The sequence below is a fragment of the Achromobacter sp. 18P8.1.1 genome, assembly GCF_057799415.1.
The window spans coordinates 61,173-81,687 of record NZ_JBYOKH010000011.1; the positions used below are offsets into that span (position 1 = coordinate 61,173).

Sequence of the window (20,515 nt, forward strand, 5' to 3'; positions counted from 1 at the left end):
GCTGGCACGCGGGGTGCGCCCGGCCTGCCAGCGCGTGGACACGCGCCGGCCAGGTCGATGCAATAACGCTTGATTGCGTGAGATCAGGCCGGCATCAGCCGCCGGACAAACCCCACTTTTTCAGGATGGCGTCGATCGCGCCGTCTGCCTTCAGCTTGACCAGCGCCTTGTTGATGCGATCAAGCAAGGCCGAGTCTTCCTTGCGCGTTGCCAGGCCCAGGCTGCCCATGATGGTCGGCTGGTAGGACGACGCCATCTTCAAGTTGGGATAGTTGCCCTGCGTCAGGATGTAGGCCGCGATGGGGAAGTCCATGAAACCGCCCTGGATGCGGCCGGCGTTGGCGTCGCGCATCATGTCGGGCGGATTGTCGTAGAGCTTCACTTCCTTGAACATGCCGCTTTTCTGGATCGGCTCGACAAACGCGGTGCCGACCTGCACGCCGACCGTCATGCCCTTCATGTCGGCGAAGGACTTGTATTCCTTGTTATCGGTCTTCAGCACCATCAACCCTTCGCCATAGCGATATACGGGGTCCGAAAAGCTGACGACCTGCTGCCGCTGCGGCGTGATGAACATGGCGGCCGACACGATGTCGATGCGCTTGGAAGTCAGCGAGCCGATCAGCGCCGAGAACGCCATGGGCTCGATCTGCACTTCGAATCCCGCTTCTTTGCCGACCGCCTTCACGATGTCGACCATCACCCCTTCGATGCTGTTGGTTTTGGTATCGAGAAAGGTGAAAGGACTGCCGGTGGGTGTGGACCCCACTTTCAACACCGTCTGGGCGTGCGCGCCCGCGGCCATGGACAATGCTGCGAATACCGAGACAACCAGAGTCTTGAATTTCATGACATATCCTCGTCGTGGCAAAGAAGGCCGGACAACGCGCGGCGTGCCCGGTGGCGCGACGATCCCCTGAGTCATCGCGCCGCTATGGAAGCTATGCGCTTAGGGCGCCTGTTGCGTGTCGTCTCCCGCGGGTTGAGTGATGTTGGAGATGGCCCAGATGACCTCGGTCGTCTGCGACCCGGGATTGCGCCAGCGGCGCGGTGTGCTGCTGGCATAGCAAAAACTGTCGCCTTCATTGAGCAGCATGACGCGGTCGCCCACCCAAAGCTCCAGCGAGCCCTTGAGCACCACGCCGATCTGCTCGCCCTGCCCCGTCACGAAAAGCTCCTGCCCGGTCGAGCCGCCGGGTTCGATGGTGGCGCGGCACAGGTCCATGCTGCGGCACGCTGGCGGCGTGTACACCTCTTTGCTGATGCCCTTTTCGCTCAGATCGATATAGCGGTGCGTACCCGCGCGGGCGACGCGGCCGCCGTCTTCGCTTTGCGTGTGCTCGGCGTTGCGCAGCAACGAATTCACGGATACGTTGAATTCGCGTGCCAGCAGGTGCAGGACCTTTACCGACGCGGAACTCAGGCCACGTTCGATCTGGCTTAACAAGCCCAGCGACATGCCGCAAGCGCGGGCGACCTCAGCCAGGGAACGCCCTTGCTGCTTGCGTAGTTGACGCAATTGCTGGCCCAGCCACAGATCGACGGCGGATTCCGGCCTGCCCGCCAGCGCGCTTGCCTGTGGCGGCAAGGCGGTGCGGCGTTCAGAGGCGGCGCGGCCGGTAGAGGATCGGGTCATATGAAAATTTCATTTGCATGTAATTTTCAATACTAAGGAGCAGCCGGAACGGCCACAACCTAGGAACATCCCTAGCGGTTGCGGACCGGATCAGGCAGGGAAACCGCTTAGGACGCGTCGGACGTCTTGGGCGGCTGGGCGGGCTTGGCCGACGGTTTGCGCCGGCGTTTGGGCGCGTCGGTAGCGGGGTCGTACGTGCCGGCCAATTCGGCCAGGTAGCGCTCGTCCGCCTTGTTCAGCCAGCCTTTGGCGCGGGCGGATTCGATCAGCTCGGGACGCCGGGCGGCCGTCAGCGCAAGCGAGCGTTCGCGTCGCCAGCGGGCGATGTTGGCGTGGTGGCCGCTTAGCAGCGGCGCGGGCACGGATTCGCCCTCATAGACTTCGGGGCGCGTGTAATGGGGGCTGTCCAGCAAGCCGGACAAGGTGTCGTTGAACGAGTCCTGCAAGGCAGAATCGCCATCGTTCAACACGCCGGGCACGAGGCGCACAGCGGCGTCGATCACCGCCAGGGCGGCGATCTCTCCGCCGGACAACACAAAGTCGCCCAGCGAGATTTCATGCGTGACGCAGCGTTCAATGAAGCGCTGGTCCACGCCTTCGTAGCGGCCGCAAATCAGGATGATCCCGTCGCTTGCGGCCAAAGTTTCGGCACCCGCTTGATCGTAGCGCTGGCCAACAGGCGCCAGCAGCGCCACGGGGGCGCGGCCCAGGCCTTGCGCAGCACGCGCTTCCTGGGCGGCATTGACAGCGGCTTCCAAAGGGGCCGCCATCATGACCATTCCGGGGCCGCCGCCATAAGGGCGGTCGTCCACGGTGCGATGGACGTCCTGCGTGAAATCGCGGGGATTCCAGGCGTGCAAGGACCACCGGCCCTGGGCATGCGCCCGGCCGGTGACACCCAGATCGCGCACCACCCCGAACATTTCGGGAAAGAGCGTAATGACGTCAAATCGCATCAAAGATCCGCCGGCCAGTCGCTGTCTATGCGGCGAGCAGCCAAATCGACGGCGTGTATGTGCGCGCGTACGAACGGAACAAGCATTTCGGCGGGTCGGCCTTTGGCGTTCAGGATAGGTTCGGGCCCTTCGGCCCCCACCTTCTGGCACAAGACCTTCAAAACGGCGTGAGCGCCGTTATCAAGGACTTCGTCCACCACGCCAATCAGCGCGGGTTCACCGGCGGCGCTGGTATACAGCGAACAACCGATGAGGTCGACCCAGTAGTATTCGTCTTCCTTGGGCGCGGGAAAAGAACCGCGCGGCGCTTGCACGGAGTATCCGCGCAAGGCTTCCGCCTGATCGCGATCCGCAATGCCTGCCAGCTGGGCCACCACGGTGGCGCCCTGCGAACGGACTTGCAGAACCTTGATTGCGACAGGCGCAGACGCGACAGCGCCCCGCGCCAATTCAGGCACAGGGCGAGTCAACCACCATTGAGACGCTGAGAGCAGCACTTCGGCATTGGCCGAATGTGGCTGCACCTTAACCCAGCCTTTCACACCGTAGGCTGCACTGATGCGGCCCAGCTCGATCAAATCCGTAGGCGCCGCGTTAGAGGTTGCGGCATCAGACATGTATCGCGCTCTTCGTAATGATGAAACAGCTAAGAATGGTAGCTTTACAGCTGAACTAACGGCTTGGCTGTACGACGCAGGCAATTAAGCTGCGGCGGAAACCTTGGCCGAGTAGTCCTTGACCAGACGCTCGACAGCGGGCGACAGTTGCGCGCCAGTGCCGGTCCAGTACTGCACGCGATCCAGCGCAATGCGCAGGTTTTCCGTGCCTTCGCTAGCGACGGGGTTGTAGAAACCCACGCGCTCGATGAAGCGGCCGTCGCGACGGTTACGCGAATCGGTGGCCACCAGGTTGTAAAACGGACGCTTCTTGGACCCACCGCGGGCCAGGCGAATCACCACCATAGGTAATCCCTTGAATTAGTTGTGAAAAACGGGAAATTCTAGCACTTAAACAAGCCGGCTGGCAAATGCAGGTGCTGAATCAGTCGTGGCGGCGCAATTTGTATCCTAAAACACCACATCCGGGTATTCTACAAATACGGGCCGGAGCCCGCCGCAGGTGAAAGTGTAGCCCCCAGCCGCGCTTCGCGTCTGCCTTTGTGCGGTTGAACCTGAGTGCGTGTGAAGAATAACCCGATTGGAGAGATCGGTTTTATGTCGACCTGCGCAAGACCTGACGCTTTGCTCCCCCCGGCTACGCCGCTACGGCGCCGCCCTTCTGCTGCTTCCAAGCCCTCGCACTGAGGGCGGACCATCCCCCCTTTTTCCTGCCCCGGTTTTCCCCGCGTTTTTTCCGTGTTTTTTCCCAACACTTCCTCTATTGGAGAGGTGCCACACCATGAAGAACCAGAAATCCGTCTTCGCCCCCGTCGCGCGCCTTGCTCTGACCGGCCTGCTGCTGGGCACGCTGGCAATGCCGCTTGCGGCCTCCGCCCGTGTCGTAGGCGCGGCATTGACCACCGCTTCGGGCAAGGTCACGGCCGTCGACCCCGCGACCCGCACCATCACGCTGCAAGGCGCCAACGGCAACACCGTTGACGTGCTGGCGGGCCCGGAAGTCCGTAACTTCCAACAGATCAAGCCAGGCGACACGCTGACACTGGACTATTACGAGTCCGTCGCGGTCGATGTGCGCCCGGCCGGTTCGGGCGCCCCGGAAGTGGTGACCGAGACCGCCGCCAACCGCAGCGCCAAGGGCGCCAAGCCGGGTGGTGCAGTGGGCCGCCAGACGACGATCACCGCCGAGATCTGGCACATCAACAAAAGCGCCAACCTGGTCACGCTGAAAGGCCCGCAAGGCGGCATGCGCACGATCCAGGTGAAGGACCCCGCCCTGCAGGCGCGTCTACAGCAGCTCAAGGAAGGCGATCTGGTGGACTTCACCATCACTCAGGCTGTCGCGGCAGCCATCCACAAGTAAGCACGCCAGCGTCGACGAAAAAAGGCCCGCATGAAGCGGGCCTTTTTGTTGGTGCGGGGTGCGCCGCCATGCCGCGGCCCGCCTGGAGGATCATCGCCGGCGCAGGTAATGCACGCCGCGGCCGTCATCCTCTTGCTGCAAGACCAGCGTGTTGCCGGTTTGCCGAGCAAAAGCCTGGAAGTCGCGGATAGCGTTGCGGTCCGTCGTAATGACGCGCAAGACCTCGCCGCTGGCCATCTGTGCCAATGCCTTCTTGGCGCGCAGAATGGGCAACGGGCAAGTCAGGCCGCTGGCATCCACTTCCTGTTCGAAAGCAGGCGCTTGCGCGCCCGCATCGAGGCCGGTATCCGCGCCGCCCATCAGAGACGCTCGCCCACCCACTTCTGCACACCGGCGATCGCCGCAGGCAAGGCAGCGAGGTCGGTGCCGCCGCCCATGGCCATGTCGGGGCGGCCGCCGCCCTTGCCGCCCACCTGGCTGGCCACGAAGCCCACCAGGTCGCCGGCCTTGATGCGGTCGGTCAGGTCAGCCGTGACACCACCCACCACGCTGATCTTGCCATCGGCCGAGCCGGTGGCAAGCAGCACAACGGCCGGCTTGAGGCGGTCTTTCAGGTTGTCGACCATGCCGCGCAAGGCCTTCGGATCCACGTCGCCGATGCTGGCGGCCAGGACCTTGATGCCCTTGACGTCCACCGCGGCGGTGGTGGCGAGGTCGTTGCCCGCGCTGGCGGCCAGCTTGTTGCGCGATTGTTCCAGGTCTTTTTCCAGTGCCTTGACCTGATCCTGCACCTGCGCGATGCGGGCCGGCACATCGGCCGGCGTGCTGCGCAGCATGCTCGCGATCTGGGTCAGCAAGGCGTTCTGGTTCTGCACCCAAGCCAGCGCGTTGTCGCCGGTGATGGCCTCGATACGGCGCACACCCGCGGCCACGCCGCCTTCGGAAACGATCTTGAACAGGCCGATATCGCCCGTGCGGCTGACGTGCGTACCGCCGCAGAGTTCGCGCGAGAAACCGATATCCAGCACCCGCACGGTATCGCCATACTTTTCGCCGAACAGCGCCATGGCGCCGCCCTTGACCGCATCGTCGTAGGCCATGACCTGGGCCACCGTGGGCTGGTTGGCCAGCACTTCGGCGTTGACGATGGCCTCGACGCGCGCGATCTGTTCGGCGGTCATCGGCGCGTCTTGCGCGAAGTCGAAACGGGTCTTGTCGGCGTCCACCAGCGAGCCGCGCTGCTGCACGTGCGCGCCCAGCACCTGGCGCAAGGCCTTGTGCATCAGGTGGGTGGCCGAGTGGTTGCGGACCGTGCGGGCGCGGCGGACCGCGTCAACACGCGCCAGCAGGGTGTCGCCCACGGACAGCGAACCGGATTCCAGTACGCCATGGTGGCCGAAAACGCCTGCCTGGATCTTCAGGGTGTCGGCGACGGCGAAGCGCACGCCGTCCGCTTCCAGCAAGCCCGTGTCGCCGACTTGGCCGCCCGACTCCGCATAGAACGGGGTGGCGTCCAGCACGACCACGGCGCTTTGGCCGGCCTTCACTTCCTGCACCTGGGTGCCGTCCACGTACAAGGCGGTGACCTTGACGTTGTCCAGCTCCAGCTTTTCATAGCCTTCGAAGCGCGTGTCGGCGCCTTCGTAGCTGAGGCCTTCGGCCATCTTGAACTTGCCGGCGGCGCGAGCCTGGTCGCGCTGGCGTTCCATGGCGACCTCGAAGCCGGCCATGTCGATCTCGACTTCGCGTTCGCGGCAAATGTCGGCGGTCAGGTCAACCGGGAAACCGTAGGTGTCGTACAGCGTGAACAGCGTGTTGCCGTCCAGCACGCCGCCCTTGGCCACATTGGCCAGGGCCGTATCCAGGATGCGCATGCCGTGTTCCAGCGTTTCGCCGAAACGCTCTTCTTCTTGCTTGAGCACCTGGGCCACGCGGTCGGCCATGGCGGCCAGTTCCGGATAGGCCTCGCCCATTTCGGCGACGAGATCCGGCACCAGACGGTGGAAGAACGGCTTGGTCTGACCCAGTTTGTAGCCGTGACGCAGCGCGCGGCGCACGATGCGGCGCAGCACGTAGCCGCGGCCTTCGTTGCTGGGGATCACGCCGTCCACGATCAAGAACGAGCAGGCGCGGATGTGGTCCGCGATGACCTTGAGCGAATTGTTTTCCAGGTCTTTGATGCCGGTTTCGCGAGCGGCAGCGTGGATCAGTTTCTGGAAAAGGTCGATTTCGTAGTTGGAATGCACGCCCTGCAGGACAGCGGCGATACGCTCCAGGCCCATGCCGGTATCGACACAGGGGCGCGGCAGGCGCGGCATGTTGCCGGCGGCGTCGCGCTCGAACTGCATGAACACCAGGTTCCAGATCTCGATGTAGCGATCGCCGTCTTCCTCGGGCGATCCCGGGGGGCCGCCCCAGATTTCCGGGCCGTGGTCGAAGAAGATTTCCGAGCACGGGCCGCACGGGCCGGTGTCGGCCATCTGCCAGAAGTTGTCGGAGGCGTAGCGCGCGCCCTTGTTGTCGCCGATGCGGATGATGCGCTCGGTCGGCACGCCGACTTCCTTGGCCCAGATGTCATAGGCCTCGTCATCTTCCTGGTACACGGTGACCCAGAGCTTTTCGGCCGGCAGCTTGTAGACCTGCGTCAGCAGTTCCCAGGCGTACTGGATGGCATCACGCTTGAAGTAGTCGCCGAAGCTGAAGTTGCCCAGCATTTCGAAGAACGTATGGTGGCGGGCGGTGTAGCCCACGTTCTCCAGGTCGTTGTGCTTGCCGCCGGCGCGCACGCTGCGCTGCGACGACGTGGCGCGCGTGTACGACCGCGATTCCTTGCCGGTGAAGACGTCCTTGAACTGGACCATGCCCGAATTGGTGAAGAGCAGGGTCGGGTCGTTGCCGGGGACGAGCGACGAGGAAGGAACAATGGTGTGTCCCTTCGACTGGAAGAATTGCAGGAACTGGCGGCGAATCTCAGAGGATTTCATCGTGGATGACGCAGGATTTAGGCGAATCTTTGATTATAGAGGGTTGGCGGAAAAGCGCGGAACGAAGGGGCGGCAAGGCTAACGGACGCAGACATAGCCGGTTGTCCAGCCCTCGGTTTCGGTCCATTTCCCGCCCGCCGACACGATAACGGGCTGGTAGGCCGCGGGACACGAACAATCTCCCGTGCGAGGATTCGCCGTCGACTGGCCGGAATAATGCCGGCATCCGAACCGGTTGTTGGTGCTGAATGCGCCGCCGAACCCGCCGCTGGCGGGTTGCCAGACGCCGGATTGGCACGCCAGCAGCTCGCCAGCATCCGTGCTGGCCATGGTGCCGTTGACCAGACCGCATGCATGCCCCGGAAGGCCGCGCGCCCCCACGCTGAGGTAGGCACCCGCGGCAACGGAGGCCGCAACGCTCAACGACCCGGCGAGCGTGGGATCGCGCGCATCACCAATGCGAACAAAGGGTTCCAGGTCGGGGAAAGCCGGTGCGGGATCCGACCCTAGTTCGGACCCCGCCCCCGCCCAAAGCGCCAGCGTGCCGGGCGCATAGGCGGGCGCACCCGGCATGAGCGGGTTGCTGAAGCTGAATGCGGCGCCCCGAGCCTGCGTCGGCGTTTCGGGCCAGACGGCGCCGCCATAGCCGCCTGCGGCTTCGATGACGGACGCCAGGCTGATGAGGTCAGGCGACCGCGTCCCCGGCTTCAAGACCGGCGTGGCGCTATAGACCAAGGCATCGACCCGGCATCGCTCGCCCGGGCAGCCCCCTCCTCTTAGCACCCGGACCTGCGCGCCGAAGCCCAGGGCCGAGTTTTCGGGGAAGTCGGCCGGCAGGTGCGCCAGGGCGCGCAATTCCGCCACGGTGGGCGATAGCGGATCCGCGAACAGCGCTGCGCCCGTGTGGTCGAGCGGCACAGCCCCTTTGGCCAGCGCGTCAAAATGACGCGCAAGCATGCCTGCGGCCGCCTGCCGGACCTGCGCCATCCACACGCCCGCCGAGCGCGCCGCGGCATCCTCGATACGTTGGACAAGCTGATTGGAAGCCCAAAGGGCGATCAGGGAGGTCAAGGCCAATGCCAGCGCCAGACCCGCCAATGAAAAGCCGCCCTGGCGCCGGCGGCGGGGCGCGGCGCAATGGAACAGGGAGACGCCCGTCATCTGGCGGTGAACACGAAAGTGTTGACCTCGCCCTGGCTGCATAGGGCCTGGGCTTGCGCGGCACGGTATGGCACGGCGGGCGTCGCAAGCGTGTCTTTCACGATTTTGGCGCCGGAACTGCCTCCGATCGAAATGGTTTCCGAGACCCGCTGCATGACGGAAGCCAGCGCCGGGCAGGCAGCATGGCTGACGTTGGTCAGCGTGAGCGTGAACGCCGAGCCCAACCCTGCGCCGCCCAGGGTCGCGGCAGCGACCTCGACGACGCCGCTGCGGCCCGATCCGCTACCACCCAAGCCATGCATGATGCGCGCGGACGCCCCCGCGCCTTGCACGGCCAGCACGCTGGAGTCGCGCATGGCGTTGGCCAAGGCGCCGGTATCCAGCCCGGTATAGGGCGTGGCACCCCCGCCCTGGGAATTGATTTTCATGCTGGCGACAAAGCGCTGAAGCTCTTCGCCGACCTTGGGCACCTTGTTTTCGATGACATAAGCCCCGATCGCAGGGATGCCGACGATCGCGATCAACAACACGATCGCGGTCACGATGGACACCTCCATCAAGGAAAATCCCCGCTGGCGCGCCGCGCCGGAATGGACTTGATTCACCTGTTGCATCATTACCTCCGTTAAGTGAAACAGGACAGGGGTGAACAGGACACCGCTATTGGCTTGCATAGAAGTTGGTGAGGGCCCGGCGCAGTTCATCCATGACGGCGTAGTGCCAGAGCGTGACGCCAAGCACGGTCGCCAACGAGGCGATCAGCAGCACCCATCGCAACGCGGCGGCCTGCCGCCGGACTCTGACCAGCAACTGCGATTCGACGCGATGCCGGACCCTCGCCAGTCCGGTCTCCAGCCCCAGTGCATCGATCATGTCGGCCAGGTACCACCACGTTTGCTCGTCCAGCAGCCCAGTGCTGAATATCTCGGGACCGCTGGCGCCGCCGTCCAGACGGCTCAGCATCGATTGAAGATGCGCATGCATCCACGGCCGCGCGCCCCGCGCCTGGACCGCCAACGCATGGCGCAAGCGGGTATCAGCCGCGCCGTGCTGCCGGACCAGCACCGAAAGCAGGCAAAGAAAGCGGATCGCCTGGAAATCGCGGTAGAGCCGCCACAGCAGCCAGCGGTCGAGTCCCGCGCGGAATGTGCCTGCGACGTTCGGAAGCGACCATAAGCTCAGCAAGACCATGCCCAAGCCCAGCACCAGCCACAGCAGCAACCACTGCCGCAACCCCTGGGCCAAGGCAAACAGCCCGCGCGTCAGACGCCCGTAGTCCTCTGCCGGCACCATCTGAAAAACCTGCTGCAAACGCGGCACGCTGAAGAACGGGATGGCGCACAACAGGGCAAGCGCCACAGCTGCTGCTGCCACGCCGGCTGCCCCCGCCGACAGCACGGCAACCCAGGCTTCCCCGCCCAGCCGGACTGCGCGGGCCAAGTCGCGCAGCGCCTCGGCCAGATCACCGCCCTCTTCCTGGACACAGCTCAGCAGAAGACATTCTTCGGCAGGCAGCGTGCCGGACCACGCCATACCAAGGTCGCCCCCCGCCTCCAGATAGGCGCCAGCCCAGTGGTACGACAGGCGCCCCCGCACGGTGCGCCGCCCGTAGCGGCGCGCATCGTCATCGAAAATGTCGCGCAAGCTCTTGCGCCCTTGTGTTCCTTCAACAAGGTCCGCCAGATACTCGTAATAGTCCGCGCGCTGGGTGCGGAAGCGCAGCGCATCCAGGGCAAGCAAATGGGGGGTCATGCCGGCACCCCTCGTCCGGCGCGCGCCCCCACAGGCCTCACGCGCACGGTGTGCGGCGACACGGCGAGATCGAAACGGCGCAGCAGCACCCGAGGGTCGACTTCTCCGGCGTTCACTTTATGCAATGCGCAGTGCAGGGCTCGCAAGCCCTGCCCGTCCGCCTCGCGCCAACCGCCGGCCGCTTCCGGTCTTTCTTCCCACTGGGCAAGACCCAGGTTGTCGCGCTTGCGTACGCGCTCCAGGAAGCCGTCCACACGCTCGGGTTCGATCAATTCGGCCGCGACGCTGCGCCCTGCCGTGCCGTTGAGCTCAGGCAATTGGGGCCGGCGGCAAGCGGCGCACCCCGCCGTATTCCTGACCTTGAGCGCGTCGGCTTCCAGCAGGTACGCCCGCTGCAGCCAACCGGCCCAGGCCCGCCAATCCCGCAAGCCATCGGATGCTTGCGTATGCCCACGCCACAAGCTGTCCACCGGTAATGCGCAGGCTGCGCATAGGCGGGGCAAGAGTGTTTGATAGACCAGCAGCTTCAGAATGCCCGGCGTAGCAAGAAAGTCACGCGACACGCCGATTGCATCCGAGGCAAGGCGCTCCGGAATCAAGGCTGCCGCGCCCGCGTGCGTGGTGGCATACAGGCTGACGCCCGAGCCGGCCAGATCCATGAAGGCGCGGCCGGTATCGACGTCGCGGATTTCACCGATCAGCAGATCGTTCATGGCCGAGCGCTTGATGGTCTTGAGCTTGGCGTCGAACGCGGGCCACGCGGATTCGGCCAACGCGCTGCCCAGCGTGTTCTGCAAGGCATTGGCAATGACGTATTCGACCGGATCTTCCAGCGTGATGACTTTGCGGGTGGCGGCGATGCCGCGCATCAGCGTCGCAATGGTGGTGGACTTGCCCGACCCCACGACGCCCGCCAGCACGATGGCACCCCCTTCGCGTTCGCGCGCGCGCAGCAAGGTCTCGATCTGCGCAGGCAGGTAGCCGAGCGCATGCAGGTCGCCATCGGCGGCGGCGTCCAGGCGCAAGATGCGCAGGCAGACCGACGGCCCCGCATCGGTGGCCAGAGACGCCCAACGAAGCACGAGCGGGACGGTGTCCACATCAAGCGCGATGCGCCCCTGCTGCTCGAGCGCTGGATCGAACACGGCGCCATTGCCGCCGCGCACATCCATCCATGCCACCGCCAACACCTCGAGCAGCGTCGTATTGGACAAGCCGGAGAACCGCTCGGTGGTGACGTATTCGCCGTTGATGGTGTAGCGGATGTCGCAAGTCTCGCGGCGGCGGTTCACATTGATGTGCACGTCGCTCGCGCCTTGGGCGACGCCCCACCGCAGGATGTCCAGAAAGAGCGCCGCCAGCGCAGAGGTGCGCTCGGCTTGCCGCCCCGTGCCCTGGGACGCAAGGCCCGCCGCCGTCAATTGCCCGCGGGCGACCATCAGCAGCAAGGGCGCCGGCAGCGCGTATCGGGACGGTTGCGCCAACCGGTATCCTCCCGAACGCACCAGGCGCTCGACCTCGTCGATGGGATCGCCCTGCAGGTATTCCTTGACAGCGAAGATGGTCACATCGCCGCTTTCCAGCAGCACGGGGCATAACCGGCCGGCCAATGCGGCCAGGTCGAATTCCCGGGCCAAGGCACGGACAAAGGCAGGCGCCAGGCGGGAAATGTCGTCGGCGGTACGGAGTTCGCGGGGCAGCAGGGTCTGCGTCGACGTTACCAGGCCGTTCATGGCTCTGCCCTTCCCCCCGCCAGGCAGGCGGTATGGTCTGCGGCGTCCCGGCGCAAGCGCACGCAAGCGCCTTCGATGGCAAGCAGTTGGTAGGCGCCTGCCGAGACGTTCCCCGCCACGGGTGCCGCACGGCCCGCCTGGTAGCGCAGCAACGCGCCGTTGACGACGATGTCGGCGCTAAGCCGCCTGGCCAGCCCGAATATCGCAGCCACGCGGATATCATCCCGCGGCCGGACCCTGGGCTCGCCGGCCACGACCGGCGTCGCACCAGCGGGGCAAATGCCCGGTATCCGGCAATCGGCCAACGCGGCGGCGGCATCGGCGAGCAACAGCGTGCGTACGGTTTCCACTTCTGGCCATTCTTGCGCGGCGTCGGATTGTGGCGGCAATGCCTGGGCCGCCGCGGCCGACAGGGGGACGAAACCCACGGCCAGGACCCATGCGACACCACCCGCGAAGGCCACGCGGCCGGATGCAAAATCATTCCTGCTCATACAGTTCTCCGTGCAATTCGGCGACCAGCGTGCTGGCAACCAGGCTGGGCTGGCGTTGCGGCTGCACATCCAGCGTCAGGCGCGACCACCGCACTGCGGGAAGCGGCCCGGGTAACAACGCGAATGAACGCAATGGCCCGGCCATACGCAAGGCGCGGCGTCGGATGGCCGGCGGGTCCGGCGCCGTGAACGCAGGCGATTCCGTCGTGAGCGACGGCGGTAGCGGCAATGCGACCGCCGGATCCAATGCGACGGAGGAGAACGCCGGCTGCAAGCGCTGAAGCGCCGCGACCAATTCGGTATCCACGCGCAACGCGCTGGGCAGCGCCAAACGCGCCAACGGCACGGCATCCGACGCCACCCACCAGGACAGCGTGGCGTCGTCCAGCGGTTTGAAGGACACGTGCCAGCCGGGAGGCAACCGGGCGTGCAGCAACTGGTTCGTGGCGAACGGATGCGCCCGCGTGTAGCGCGCGGAACAGTTCCAGGCCCTTGGCCCGGCATCGCATTGCGCGTGGCGCAGCGCCCACCCCTGCACCTGGATGGGCAGCTTCCCTACGGCACCCAGCAAACGCAAGAGATCCGCAGGAGCATGCGTAGGCGTCGCTTCCAGCATTGCCAGATAGGGATCCACCGGTTCTGCCGTCGCTTGATCAAGCACTTCGGGGTTCCGGGAGAAGATCCACGTCGACAGGCCATTCCAGAGCGGCGGCATGGCCGCGGACAACACCACGCATATCAGAAACAGACGTAAGGCAAGCGGCATCGCGGCCCACCGGGACGGCAGCGCCACCAGTCGCGCGCCGGGCTCCACGGCCTGCTGCAATGTGGCCCACACCGCGTCGGCATCGTGCTCTGGCAAGGCGGGACGTTGCTCCCGCAAGCGCGCATGCGCATGCAAGGCATCGCGGTGCGATGCAAACACCTTGTCCGCCTGCGACAGCATGCTGCCATCTTGCGCCGCAGCCAACCAATAGCGCCCTTCCGGAAGCGGGACCAGGCACATGCCGCCTTCGGGATACCGCAATGCGTAGAGTTGCGCGGCGGCCTGGATATGCGGTGTGTGTCGGCGCCGAGGTGCCGTTGCCGGCGAACCCCGGCGCCAGGACGAACGCGCCCGACCATACCCGGCTACCGTCGCGGGCGAACCGCCAACGACAAGGTGGGTCGCCCGCAGCCGCCGACCGCGGGCGCGCGCCAATCCGGCAACATCGGAGCCGATCAGCACCTGCCAGCTCAGGCCGAATGCCAGCTTGCGGTCAGCGCCTGCGCAATCAACCAGAATGAAATGGGGGGCTCGATTCATGGCGCGCCCTCAATAGCCTTCTTCGACCTGCGCCGTCACCAGCACCAGGGTGGTCTCGCGTTCCTGGGCGGCGCTGTCCTGGCCGCCAGTGATCAGCGGCAGGCCCGGCGCCACGCGTTGACGATCATGCTGGTCCTGGCTGCGGTCGAAACCGGACAGGATGACGGGCAGACCTGGCCGCAACTCGATCTGCTGAACGGTGCCATTGCCATCGATCGTGATCTGCTGGACCTGGACCTGATTGCCGCGCTCTCCGAAGGTAATGGTCTTCAGCGGTTGCGCCACGGCGTTGTCATAGGCGACGGACAAGAGGATCTGCCCGTCTTCCTGGATGTCAGGCAACAGCGTCAGGAACGAGCCGACGGTTTCCTCCTTCTGCGTGATCGACACCGCGGGCAGCGAACCATTGGCACCGCCAGCCGTCGTGCCCGGGACGGCGGTGCTCTGCACCCGATCGATATAAGAAAACGTGGTTCGGATCGCATGCGTGACCGGCCGGCGGTTCAAGGTCAGGACGGGAACCTTGCGGTGGCGCACGATCGCGCCCATCGTGCTGAGCGCGGAGACGACCGCGCGCGATCCGTCGAACGGCCCCCGATCGACATCGGCCTCGAGCATGCCCGCGCCTAGCGGGGCAGCCCCGGGCAAGGCTAGGCGCGCCGATGCGCCCGCCGCGGCGTAGAGCGCATTCCAGTCCACGCCGCCCGACGCCGATTGTTTGAGGATGACGGTGATTTCCTCGAAGACGAGCCGCACGCGGCGCGTCATCGCCTTGTTCTCGCGCTCCAGATAGTGCGCGACGCGTTCCAGGGCCTCGGGCGTGTCCGTGACCACCAGTGACGACGCGCCGTCCACGGCATCCGCGACGAGGCCCGAGCGTGTCAGGAAGGGGACGATGCTGGCGCGCAGAACCGCTAACGCGTTGTGCTCCTTCGCCGACAAGGTGGTGTTGGAGGTGCTTTCGAAGCCCTCGCCGTCTTCGCTACCCGAGCGGCCCAAGCGCACATCGACGGCACTGGCCAACGACAGCGCCCGCACATCAAACACGCGGGTTTCGGTGCGGTAGAACTCCAGCGCATCTCGCACATAGCGCCAGTGCACCGAGAACCGGGCAGCCAACGCATCCAAAAGATCGGCCAGCGGCAAGGGCCCTTCCCGGACTTCAAGCCGTACCGGGGACGGCGCTGCCAGCCCCGTATCCACGGCAAGGCGTGGTAGGAACTGCTCAAGCGGGAGCAAGGCGTCGGGCCGCACCCGCACCGGGATGCCGGTGGCGGCACCCAGGCGTTGAGCCAGGGAGGAAAGATCCGCCTCGTCGGCCAGCATCAGTGTCGTGGGCACGTTTTCCCGCAACGCAGGCGGCAAAGACACGGCGCGCGCCAGCGGTTGCGGCTTGCCCGCGATCCAGGGCGCAGCGACTTCCTGCGCGGCGATGCGCGCCTGGCGGTCCGTCAAGCGGTCCGCGAATGCCTGGTGGCGGCCAGCCAGCACCGCATGCCGCTGGTTCGCGGCCCGGGTCAGATCCGCCGCCTGGTCCGATGCCGCACAACCGCTCAACACCCCGCTCAACGCCCCGCCCAGCATCCCGCACGCCGCCACGCACATCACGCGTTTGATCGTCATGCTCCGCCCCCTTGCAGTGATGCCGTGCGAGAGCAGGACTGGGCGAGCGGCACCACGCGCAGCACCTGGTTGCCGTAGAAGCAAGGTTGCAAGGGCTTCTCGGCCAGTTCGGTTGCACCGAGCAATTCGCGGACGGCGGACTTGAAGTCGCCCGAGAAATCCGCCGATGCGGACAACGGAATGTCGACGTCCACCGCCCAATGCTGCGGCTGGAACGTCCACCCCGAACCCTCCGCCCAACGCGCCAGCACAGCGCGAAGCGTGGCGTCCGGCGGGGCCGCCCGGAATTGCGGAACCAACACGGCAGGCGGCGGGGAAATCACAGGTTCCGGCGCAGCGACCGCCGCCGGGCCATTGACGGCCAGCGGCCCCTCAGCGGCCAACGCACCGACGCCGGGCATCGCCACCGGCTCGGATTGCGCGGGCACTGCTGCCATGTTCGCCAAGTCGTCCTCACGCTCTGCCCTTGCCGCCAAGCGGCCCCCGCGAAAGCGCAGCACGGCCCATTCGCCTTTCACGACCACATAAGGATGGCGGCGCATATAGGGCAAGGCATGTTCGCCGTCGCCCCGCACGCCGAAAACGGCGGGCAAGGCCTGGCCCGGCGCAAACTGCAGCCAGACTTCCCGGCCGTTATCGAACACCTGCACGGGCGCAACCGTGGGATCGCCCGACAGGCGCCAGTCAAATCGGAAGCCACCTGCGGCGGGCTCAGCCGCCTGCCACGACGCGCCAGGGCCGCCATTGGCTGGCCAGCTTGTGCAAGCGCCCAGGCCGGACAGGCTTGCCACCAGGAAGAAGATTCGAACCATGCCTCACCGCAAGCAAAGGGCGCACCCGAAGCGGTACGCGTGAACGGCATGGTGGACGACGGGCGGGCGCCCCGCCAGACTGGCATGTACGCATGGATGCTTTGATCCACCTTGCGCCAACCCGATCTGCGGACGAAAAAAAACCCGGTCGTGGGACCGGGTTCTTGCGGGCGAAACCGGCAGGCGTCAGCGCTGCCGGTTCAAGCCAGGAGGATCAACGTTGCGTGGCGATGCTGCGCGCTTGCGTCGCCGCATTGTTCAGGGCCGACACGGGCGGCACCTTGCCTTCAAAGGCATCGTTCAGTTGCTGGTTCAGCACGGGCTCGATGCGGTTGTAGTTCGCCATCCGGAAGCCACGGCTGTTGCTGGCCGGACGCGAGCTCATCGAAGCGATCACGGCTTGCGCGCCCGGGATGCTCTTGTAGAACGACACGTCGGACGCGCGGAATGCGGCTTCCGTCAGGGGCAGGAACCCCGTGCGCTGATGCCATTCCGCGGCGATCACCGGCTTGGAAAGCCAGGCCAGGAATTGCGCGGTGGCCTTTTCTTCGGCCTGCGGACGACCTTCAAGCGCCCACAGGGCAGAGCCGCTGACAAACGGCTGGCCGGCGGTCTTCGTGGCCTGATCGTAGTAAGGCACCGGCGCCACGCCGAACGACAGCGACTTGGTGGTCAGGAAGGTGCCGAAGGCGCCCGAATTGGCCGTCAGCACGGCGCATTCGCCCTTGGCGAACAGCTTGTCGGCCGAGGCGTCGCCCGTGTGCGCCATGAACAGCAGCGAACGCTTCCAGCTGACCATCAGCGAAATGTGGCGCATGTAGAGCGTGTCGAACTGCATGGCAGGCGCCGCGCTCTTCTTAGTGACCGCGTCCAACCCGTTGTTGTTGCTGGTGAATTGCTGGCCGTTGATGGGCGCCAGGTTCTCCAGGTGCACCGTGACCTGATCGCTGGAGGCGTAGGGGCAATCGATATCCGCCACGTCGCGCAGCTTCAGCAGTTCGGCTTGCAGACCGTTCCAGGTGCGGGCCGGATTGTTGGGATCGAGGCCCGCCTTCTTGTAGGCGGCGGTGTTGTAGAACATCACCGGCACCTCGGCCATCCAGGGGAAGGCCAGCAGACGGCCCTTGCCGTCGCGCGTGAAGCTGCTGGTGGCCGGCACGAACCAGTTCAGGTCCTTGATCGGGTACTTGGCCAGCAGTTCGTACATCGGCAGGATGGCCTTGTGCTGGGCCACGACTTCCGGCGAGTGGTTATCGGTCAGCTGCACCAAATTGGGAGCGTTCTTGGCCTTGACGGCCGTAGCGGCCTCTTGCTCAAGCGCGTCCTGCGAGTTGAACCCGCGCAGCTTGACGCTGACCTGGTCCTGCTCTTTGTTGTATTGCTTGGCCAGCTTTTCGAACTCGGCCTTATTCGCGTCGGACAGCGTGTGCCAGACTTGGATTTCCACGGGAGCGGCGTTCGCCACGCCTGCCATTGCCATGGCGGCGCCAAACACCCATGCACGCCGGCTGGCGAACATCGCGCGGGCAACGCCCGCCAATTGCAGATTCTTCATAGGTTCACAGACCAAGAAAAGGGAATTCCGGTTCTGGCCGCCGTCCGCTAAGCAGATCGGCCAATGCCCGGCCCGAGCCAACACCCATCGTCCAGCCAAGCGTACCGTGTCCCGTATTGATATACAAATTGGGGATACGGCTACGGCCGATGATGGGCACATTCGAGGGAGTGGACGGGCGCAAGCCCGACCAATAGCTGACGCGCCCGAAATCGAGCGCGTCGGGAAAGAGTTCTTGCGCCAGGCGGGTCAAGGCTTCGCAACGGCTGGTGTTCAGGCCCCGGGAGTATCCCGAGAGCTCTGCCGTGCCGGCCATGCGCAGCCGGTCGCCCAGGCGCGAGAACACGATTTTGTGGCTGCTGTCCGTCAGGCTGACCGTGGGCGTGGCTTCCGGTTTCAACACCGGGAAGGTCGCCGAATAGCCCTTGGCGGGATAGACGTTGCAGGGGATGCCGAGCGGACGCAGCATGTTGGGGCTGAAACTGCCCATGGCTACGACGTAGGCGTCGGCCAAGACCGAACCGTAGCGGCCATCGGGTTCAATGACCTCGACGCCCTGCACGGTGCCGCCCTGGGTCAAGAGGCGGGTCGCCCGCGTGCTGTAGCGGAATTCGACGCCGGCGCGGGCGCAGCGTTCGGCCAGCGCGACCGTGAACAGGTGCACGTCGCCGCTTTCGTCTTCGGGGGTGTAGTCGCCCCCGACGATCGTTTGCCGATGCGGCGCCAGGGCGGGTTCGATGGCGATGACCTCGTCGGCCGAGACCACACGGCGCTCGACGCCGAAATCGCGCATCAGCCCGGCGGCGCGCTGGGAATTTTCGAATTCGTGCGGGTCGCGGTAGAAATTCAGGATGCCGCGTTCAAGGTGGTCGTATTCGATGCCCAGCTCGGCGCGCATGCCGCGCAGGGTGGCGCGGCTGTATTCCGCCATGCGGACCATGGCGCGGATATTCGGCGCCAGGCGGCTGGGCAGGCATTCGCGCAGGAACGCCAAGCCCCACATCCATTGCCGCCAATCCAGTTGCGGGCGGAACAGCAACGGCGCGTCATCCTGGAACATCCATTTGAGCAGCTTGAGCGGAGCCTGCGGATTGGCCCAGGGTTCGGCATACGAGACCGAGATCTGCGCGCCGTTGGCCAGGCTGGTTTCCTGCGCGGGACCGGTGCAGCGATCAATGACCACGACGTCATGGCCGGCCTGGCTTAGCCACCAGGCGCTGGAGATTCCGATAATGCCGCTACCCAATACCGCTACTTTCATGCCCGCATTGCTCCTTGCGTGCCAAATCGGCTCACGGACCCGATGTCCGCCCCCTTGGCAAGCCGCTGCCAGGGCAGTTTACCCCGCCGATTTGCCTTCGCCTATGGATAAAAAAGGGGCGGAAGTCACGAAGCTTTTCCGCTTGTGAATTCCACCCCCTTGCTTCGTGCTGGTCCAGTTACGACGCGGCTTTCGCCAGGTCGGCTTCGGACGTGAAGGCGTCCGCGTAGAACTCTTCCGGCGGCAGGCCGTTCTGCGCGCTGAACTCGCGGCGGGCGGCGTCAACCATCAGCGGCGTGCCGCAGGCGTAGACCTGGTGCCCGGACATGTCGGCGATGTCCTGCATGACGGCCTCATGGACGAAACCGGTGCGGCCCGTCCAACCGTCTTCCTGCAGCGCGTTGGACACGACCGGGACATAGGTGAACCACGGCAGCAGGCTCGACCAGGATTGCGCCAGCGCGTCCATATACAGGTCGCGCGGACGGCGGCCGCCCCAGTACAGGGTGACCGGGCGGCTGATGTTCTTGTGGATCATGTGCTCCACGATGGCCTTCACCGGGGCGAACCCCGTACCGCTGGCCAGCAGCACGATCGGCTTGTCGCTGTCTTCGCGCAGGAAGAACGAGCCGAACGGGCCTTCCAGGCGCAGGATCTCGCGCTCTTTCATCTGCGTGTCGCCCGCGCCGAAGACGTGGTCGGTGAACAGCCCACCCGGCATGTGCCGGATGTGCAGTTCCAGCGGGCTGCCGGTGTGCGGGGCGCCGGCCATGGAATAGCTGCGGCGGCGGCCGTCCTTCAGGATGACTTCGATGTACTGCCCCGCGTAATAGCGGAACTGTTCCGAGGCCGGCAGCTGCAGCTTGATGACGGTGACGTCGGGCGCCACGCGCTCAAGCGTCTGCACGCGCGACGGCAGCTTGCGGATCTGGATGTCGCTGGCCAGGCGGACTTCGGTGGATTCGACCACCATGTCCGACCCGGGACGGGCCTGGCAGAACAGCGTATAGCCGTCGGCCAGTTCCTCGGGCGACAGGATCTGGGCAGGATATTGCCCGGCGTCGAACTCCCCGGACACCACTTTGCCCTTGCAGGTGGAGCACGCGCCGTTGCGACAGCTGTAAGGCAGCACGATGCCGGCAGCCAAGGCGCCGTCGAGCACGGTCTGGCCGGGCTCGACCGGGAATTGATGCTTGCTGGGTTGAATGGTGACCTGGAAGCTCATGATGAAACGGTTCTGAGTTGACGCAGCGTCTTCCGGC

Annotated in this window: 19 protein-coding genes; 1 reads left to right on the forward strand and 18 read right to left on the reverse strand. The window is 65.4% G+C overall.

Annotated features, from left to right (window positions below; all coding sequences use genetic code 11):
* Positions 1 to 94: 94 nt before the first annotated feature.
* From AC27VE_RS09775 to rpsP, 5 genes are all read right to left on the reverse strand, one after another.
* On the reverse strand, positions 95 to 850 hold the full coding sequence (locus AC27VE_RS09775) for an ABC transporter substrate-binding protein (protein ID WP_006224003.1): 756 nt from the start codon (positions 848 to 850) through the stop codon (positions 95 to 97).
* Positions 851 to 949: 99 nt separating this feature from the next.
* Positions 950 to 1,636 (reverse strand): helix-turn-helix domain-containing protein, encoded by a 687-nt coding sequence (locus AC27VE_RS09780; protein WP_427958685.1) that lies wholly within the window; start codon positions 1,634 to 1,636, stop codon positions 950 to 952.
* A 107-nt stretch (positions 1,637 to 1,743) separates the two neighbouring features.
* Positions 1,744 to 2,592, reverse strand: coding sequence for a tRNA (guanosine(37)-N1)-methyltransferase TrmD (gene trmD / locus AC27VE_RS09785; protein ID WP_488703716.1), 849 nt, complete (start codon positions 2,590 to 2,592; stop codon positions 1,744 to 1,746).
* The gene (gene rimM / locus AC27VE_RS09790; protein ID WP_006224006.1) at positions 2,592 to 3,209 is read right to left on the reverse strand and encodes a ribosome maturation factor RimM; all 618 of its coding nucleotides are present in this window, start codon (positions 3,207 to 3,209) and stop codon (positions 2,592 to 2,594) included. The genes trmD and rimM overlap by 1 nt, the downstream gene beginning before the upstream one ends.
* 84 nt (positions 3,210 to 3,293) lie before the next feature.
* The gene (gene rpsP / locus AC27VE_RS09795; RefSeq protein ID WP_006224007.1) at positions 3,294 to 3,554 is read right to left on the reverse strand and encodes a 30S ribosomal protein S16; all 261 of its coding nucleotides are present in this window, start codon (positions 3,552 to 3,554) and stop codon (positions 3,294 to 3,296) included.
* A 436-nt stretch (positions 3,555 to 3,990) separates the two neighbouring features.
* Between rpsP and AC27VE_RS09800 the strand changes: the two genes are divergently transcribed.
* On the forward strand, positions 3,991 to 4,572 hold the full coding sequence (locus tag AC27VE_RS09800) for a hypothetical protein (RefSeq protein ID WP_088590953.1): 582 nt from the start codon (positions 3,991 to 3,993) through the stop codon (positions 4,570 to 4,572).
* 90 nt (positions 4,573 to 4,662) lie between these two features.
* Here AC27VE_RS09800 and AC27VE_RS09805 read toward each other — a convergent pair whose 3' ends face one another.
* The 13 genes from AC27VE_RS09805 to AC27VE_RS09865 all read right to left on the reverse strand — a co-directional run bounded on the left by AC27VE_RS09805 (position 4,663) and on the right by AC27VE_RS09865 (position 20,478).
* Entirely contained in the window at positions 4,663 to 4,932 is a 270-nt protein-coding gene (locus AC27VE_RS09805) for a sulfurtransferase TusA family protein (protein ID WP_006224009.1), read from the reverse strand.
* Complete coding sequence (alaS, locus tag AC27VE_RS09810) at positions 4,932 to 7,556, reverse strand: alanine--tRNA ligase (protein WP_488703717.1); 2,625 nt, start codon at positions 7,554 to 7,556, stop codon at positions 4,932 to 4,934. Before alaS ends, AC27VE_RS09805 begins: the two co-directional genes overlap by 1 nt.
* Positions 7,557 to 7,634: 78 nt before the next feature.
* Positions 7,635 to 8,717, reverse strand: coding sequence for a prepilin (locus tag AC27VE_RS09815; protein ID WP_488703718.1), 1,083 nt, complete (start codon positions 8,715 to 8,717; stop codon positions 7,635 to 7,637).
* Positions 8,714 to 9,331 (reverse strand): type 4 pilus major pilin, encoded by a 618-nt coding sequence (locus AC27VE_RS09820; protein WP_488703719.1) that lies wholly within the window; start codon positions 9,329 to 9,331, stop codon positions 8,714 to 8,716. The genes AC27VE_RS09815 and AC27VE_RS09820 overlap by 4 nt, the downstream gene beginning before the upstream one ends.
* A gap of 46 nt (positions 9,332 to 9,377) precedes the next feature.
* Positions 9,378 to 10,469: a hypothetical protein gene (locus tag AC27VE_RS09825; RefSeq protein WP_488703720.1), complete on the reverse strand. Its 1,092-nt coding sequence runs from the start codon at positions 10,467 to 10,469 to the stop codon at positions 9,378 to 9,380.
* Entirely contained in the window at positions 10,466 to 12,202 is a 1,737-nt protein-coding gene (locus AC27VE_RS09830) for an ATPase, T2SS/T4P/T4SS family (RefSeq protein ID WP_488703721.1), read from the reverse strand. The genes AC27VE_RS09825 and AC27VE_RS09830 overlap by 4 nt, the downstream gene beginning before the upstream one ends.
* Positions 12,199 to 12,696, reverse strand: coding sequence for a hypothetical protein (locus AC27VE_RS09835; RefSeq protein WP_488703722.1), 498 nt, complete (start codon positions 12,694 to 12,696; stop codon positions 12,199 to 12,201). The genes AC27VE_RS09830 and AC27VE_RS09835 overlap by 4 nt, the downstream gene beginning before the upstream one ends.
* Complete coding sequence (locus AC27VE_RS09840; protein WP_488703723.1) at positions 12,683 to 14,002, reverse strand: type IV pilus inner membrane component PilO; 1,320 nt, start codon at positions 14,000 to 14,002, stop codon at positions 12,683 to 12,685. The genes AC27VE_RS09835 and AC27VE_RS09840 overlap by 14 nt, the downstream gene beginning before the upstream one ends.
* A gap of 9 nt (positions 14,003 to 14,011) precedes the next feature.
* Positions 14,012 to 15,625, reverse strand: coding sequence for a hypothetical protein (locus AC27VE_RS09845; RefSeq protein ID WP_488703724.1), 1,614 nt, complete (start codon positions 15,623 to 15,625; stop codon positions 14,012 to 14,014).
* A complete protein-coding gene (locus AC27VE_RS09850; protein ID WP_488703725.1) occupies positions 15,622 to 16,437 on the reverse strand; it encodes a TrbG/VirB9 family P-type conjugative transfer protein in 816 nt (271 codons plus the stop codon). Before AC27VE_RS09850 ends, AC27VE_RS09845 begins: the two co-directional genes overlap by 4 nt.
* A 214-nt stretch (positions 16,438 to 16,651) precedes the next feature.
* The gene (locus tag AC27VE_RS09855; RefSeq protein WP_088590943.1) at positions 16,652 to 17,992 is read right to left on the reverse strand and encodes an extracellular solute-binding protein; all 1,341 of its coding nucleotides are present in this window, start codon (positions 17,990 to 17,992) and stop codon (positions 16,652 to 16,654) included.
* 4 nt (positions 17,993 to 17,996) lie between these two features.
* Complete coding sequence (locus tag AC27VE_RS09860) at positions 17,997 to 19,253, reverse strand: D-amino acid dehydrogenase (protein ID WP_488703726.1); 1,257 nt, start codon at positions 19,251 to 19,253, stop codon at positions 17,997 to 17,999.
* Between the two features lie 178 nt (positions 19,254 to 19,431).
* Positions 19,432 to 20,478, reverse strand: a complete 1,047-nt coding sequence (locus tag AC27VE_RS09865; RefSeq protein ID WP_488703727.1) for a CDP-6-deoxy-delta-3,4-glucoseen reductase — start codon at positions 20,476 to 20,478, stop codon at positions 19,432 to 19,434.
* Positions 20,479 to 20,515 lie beyond the last annotated feature (37 nt).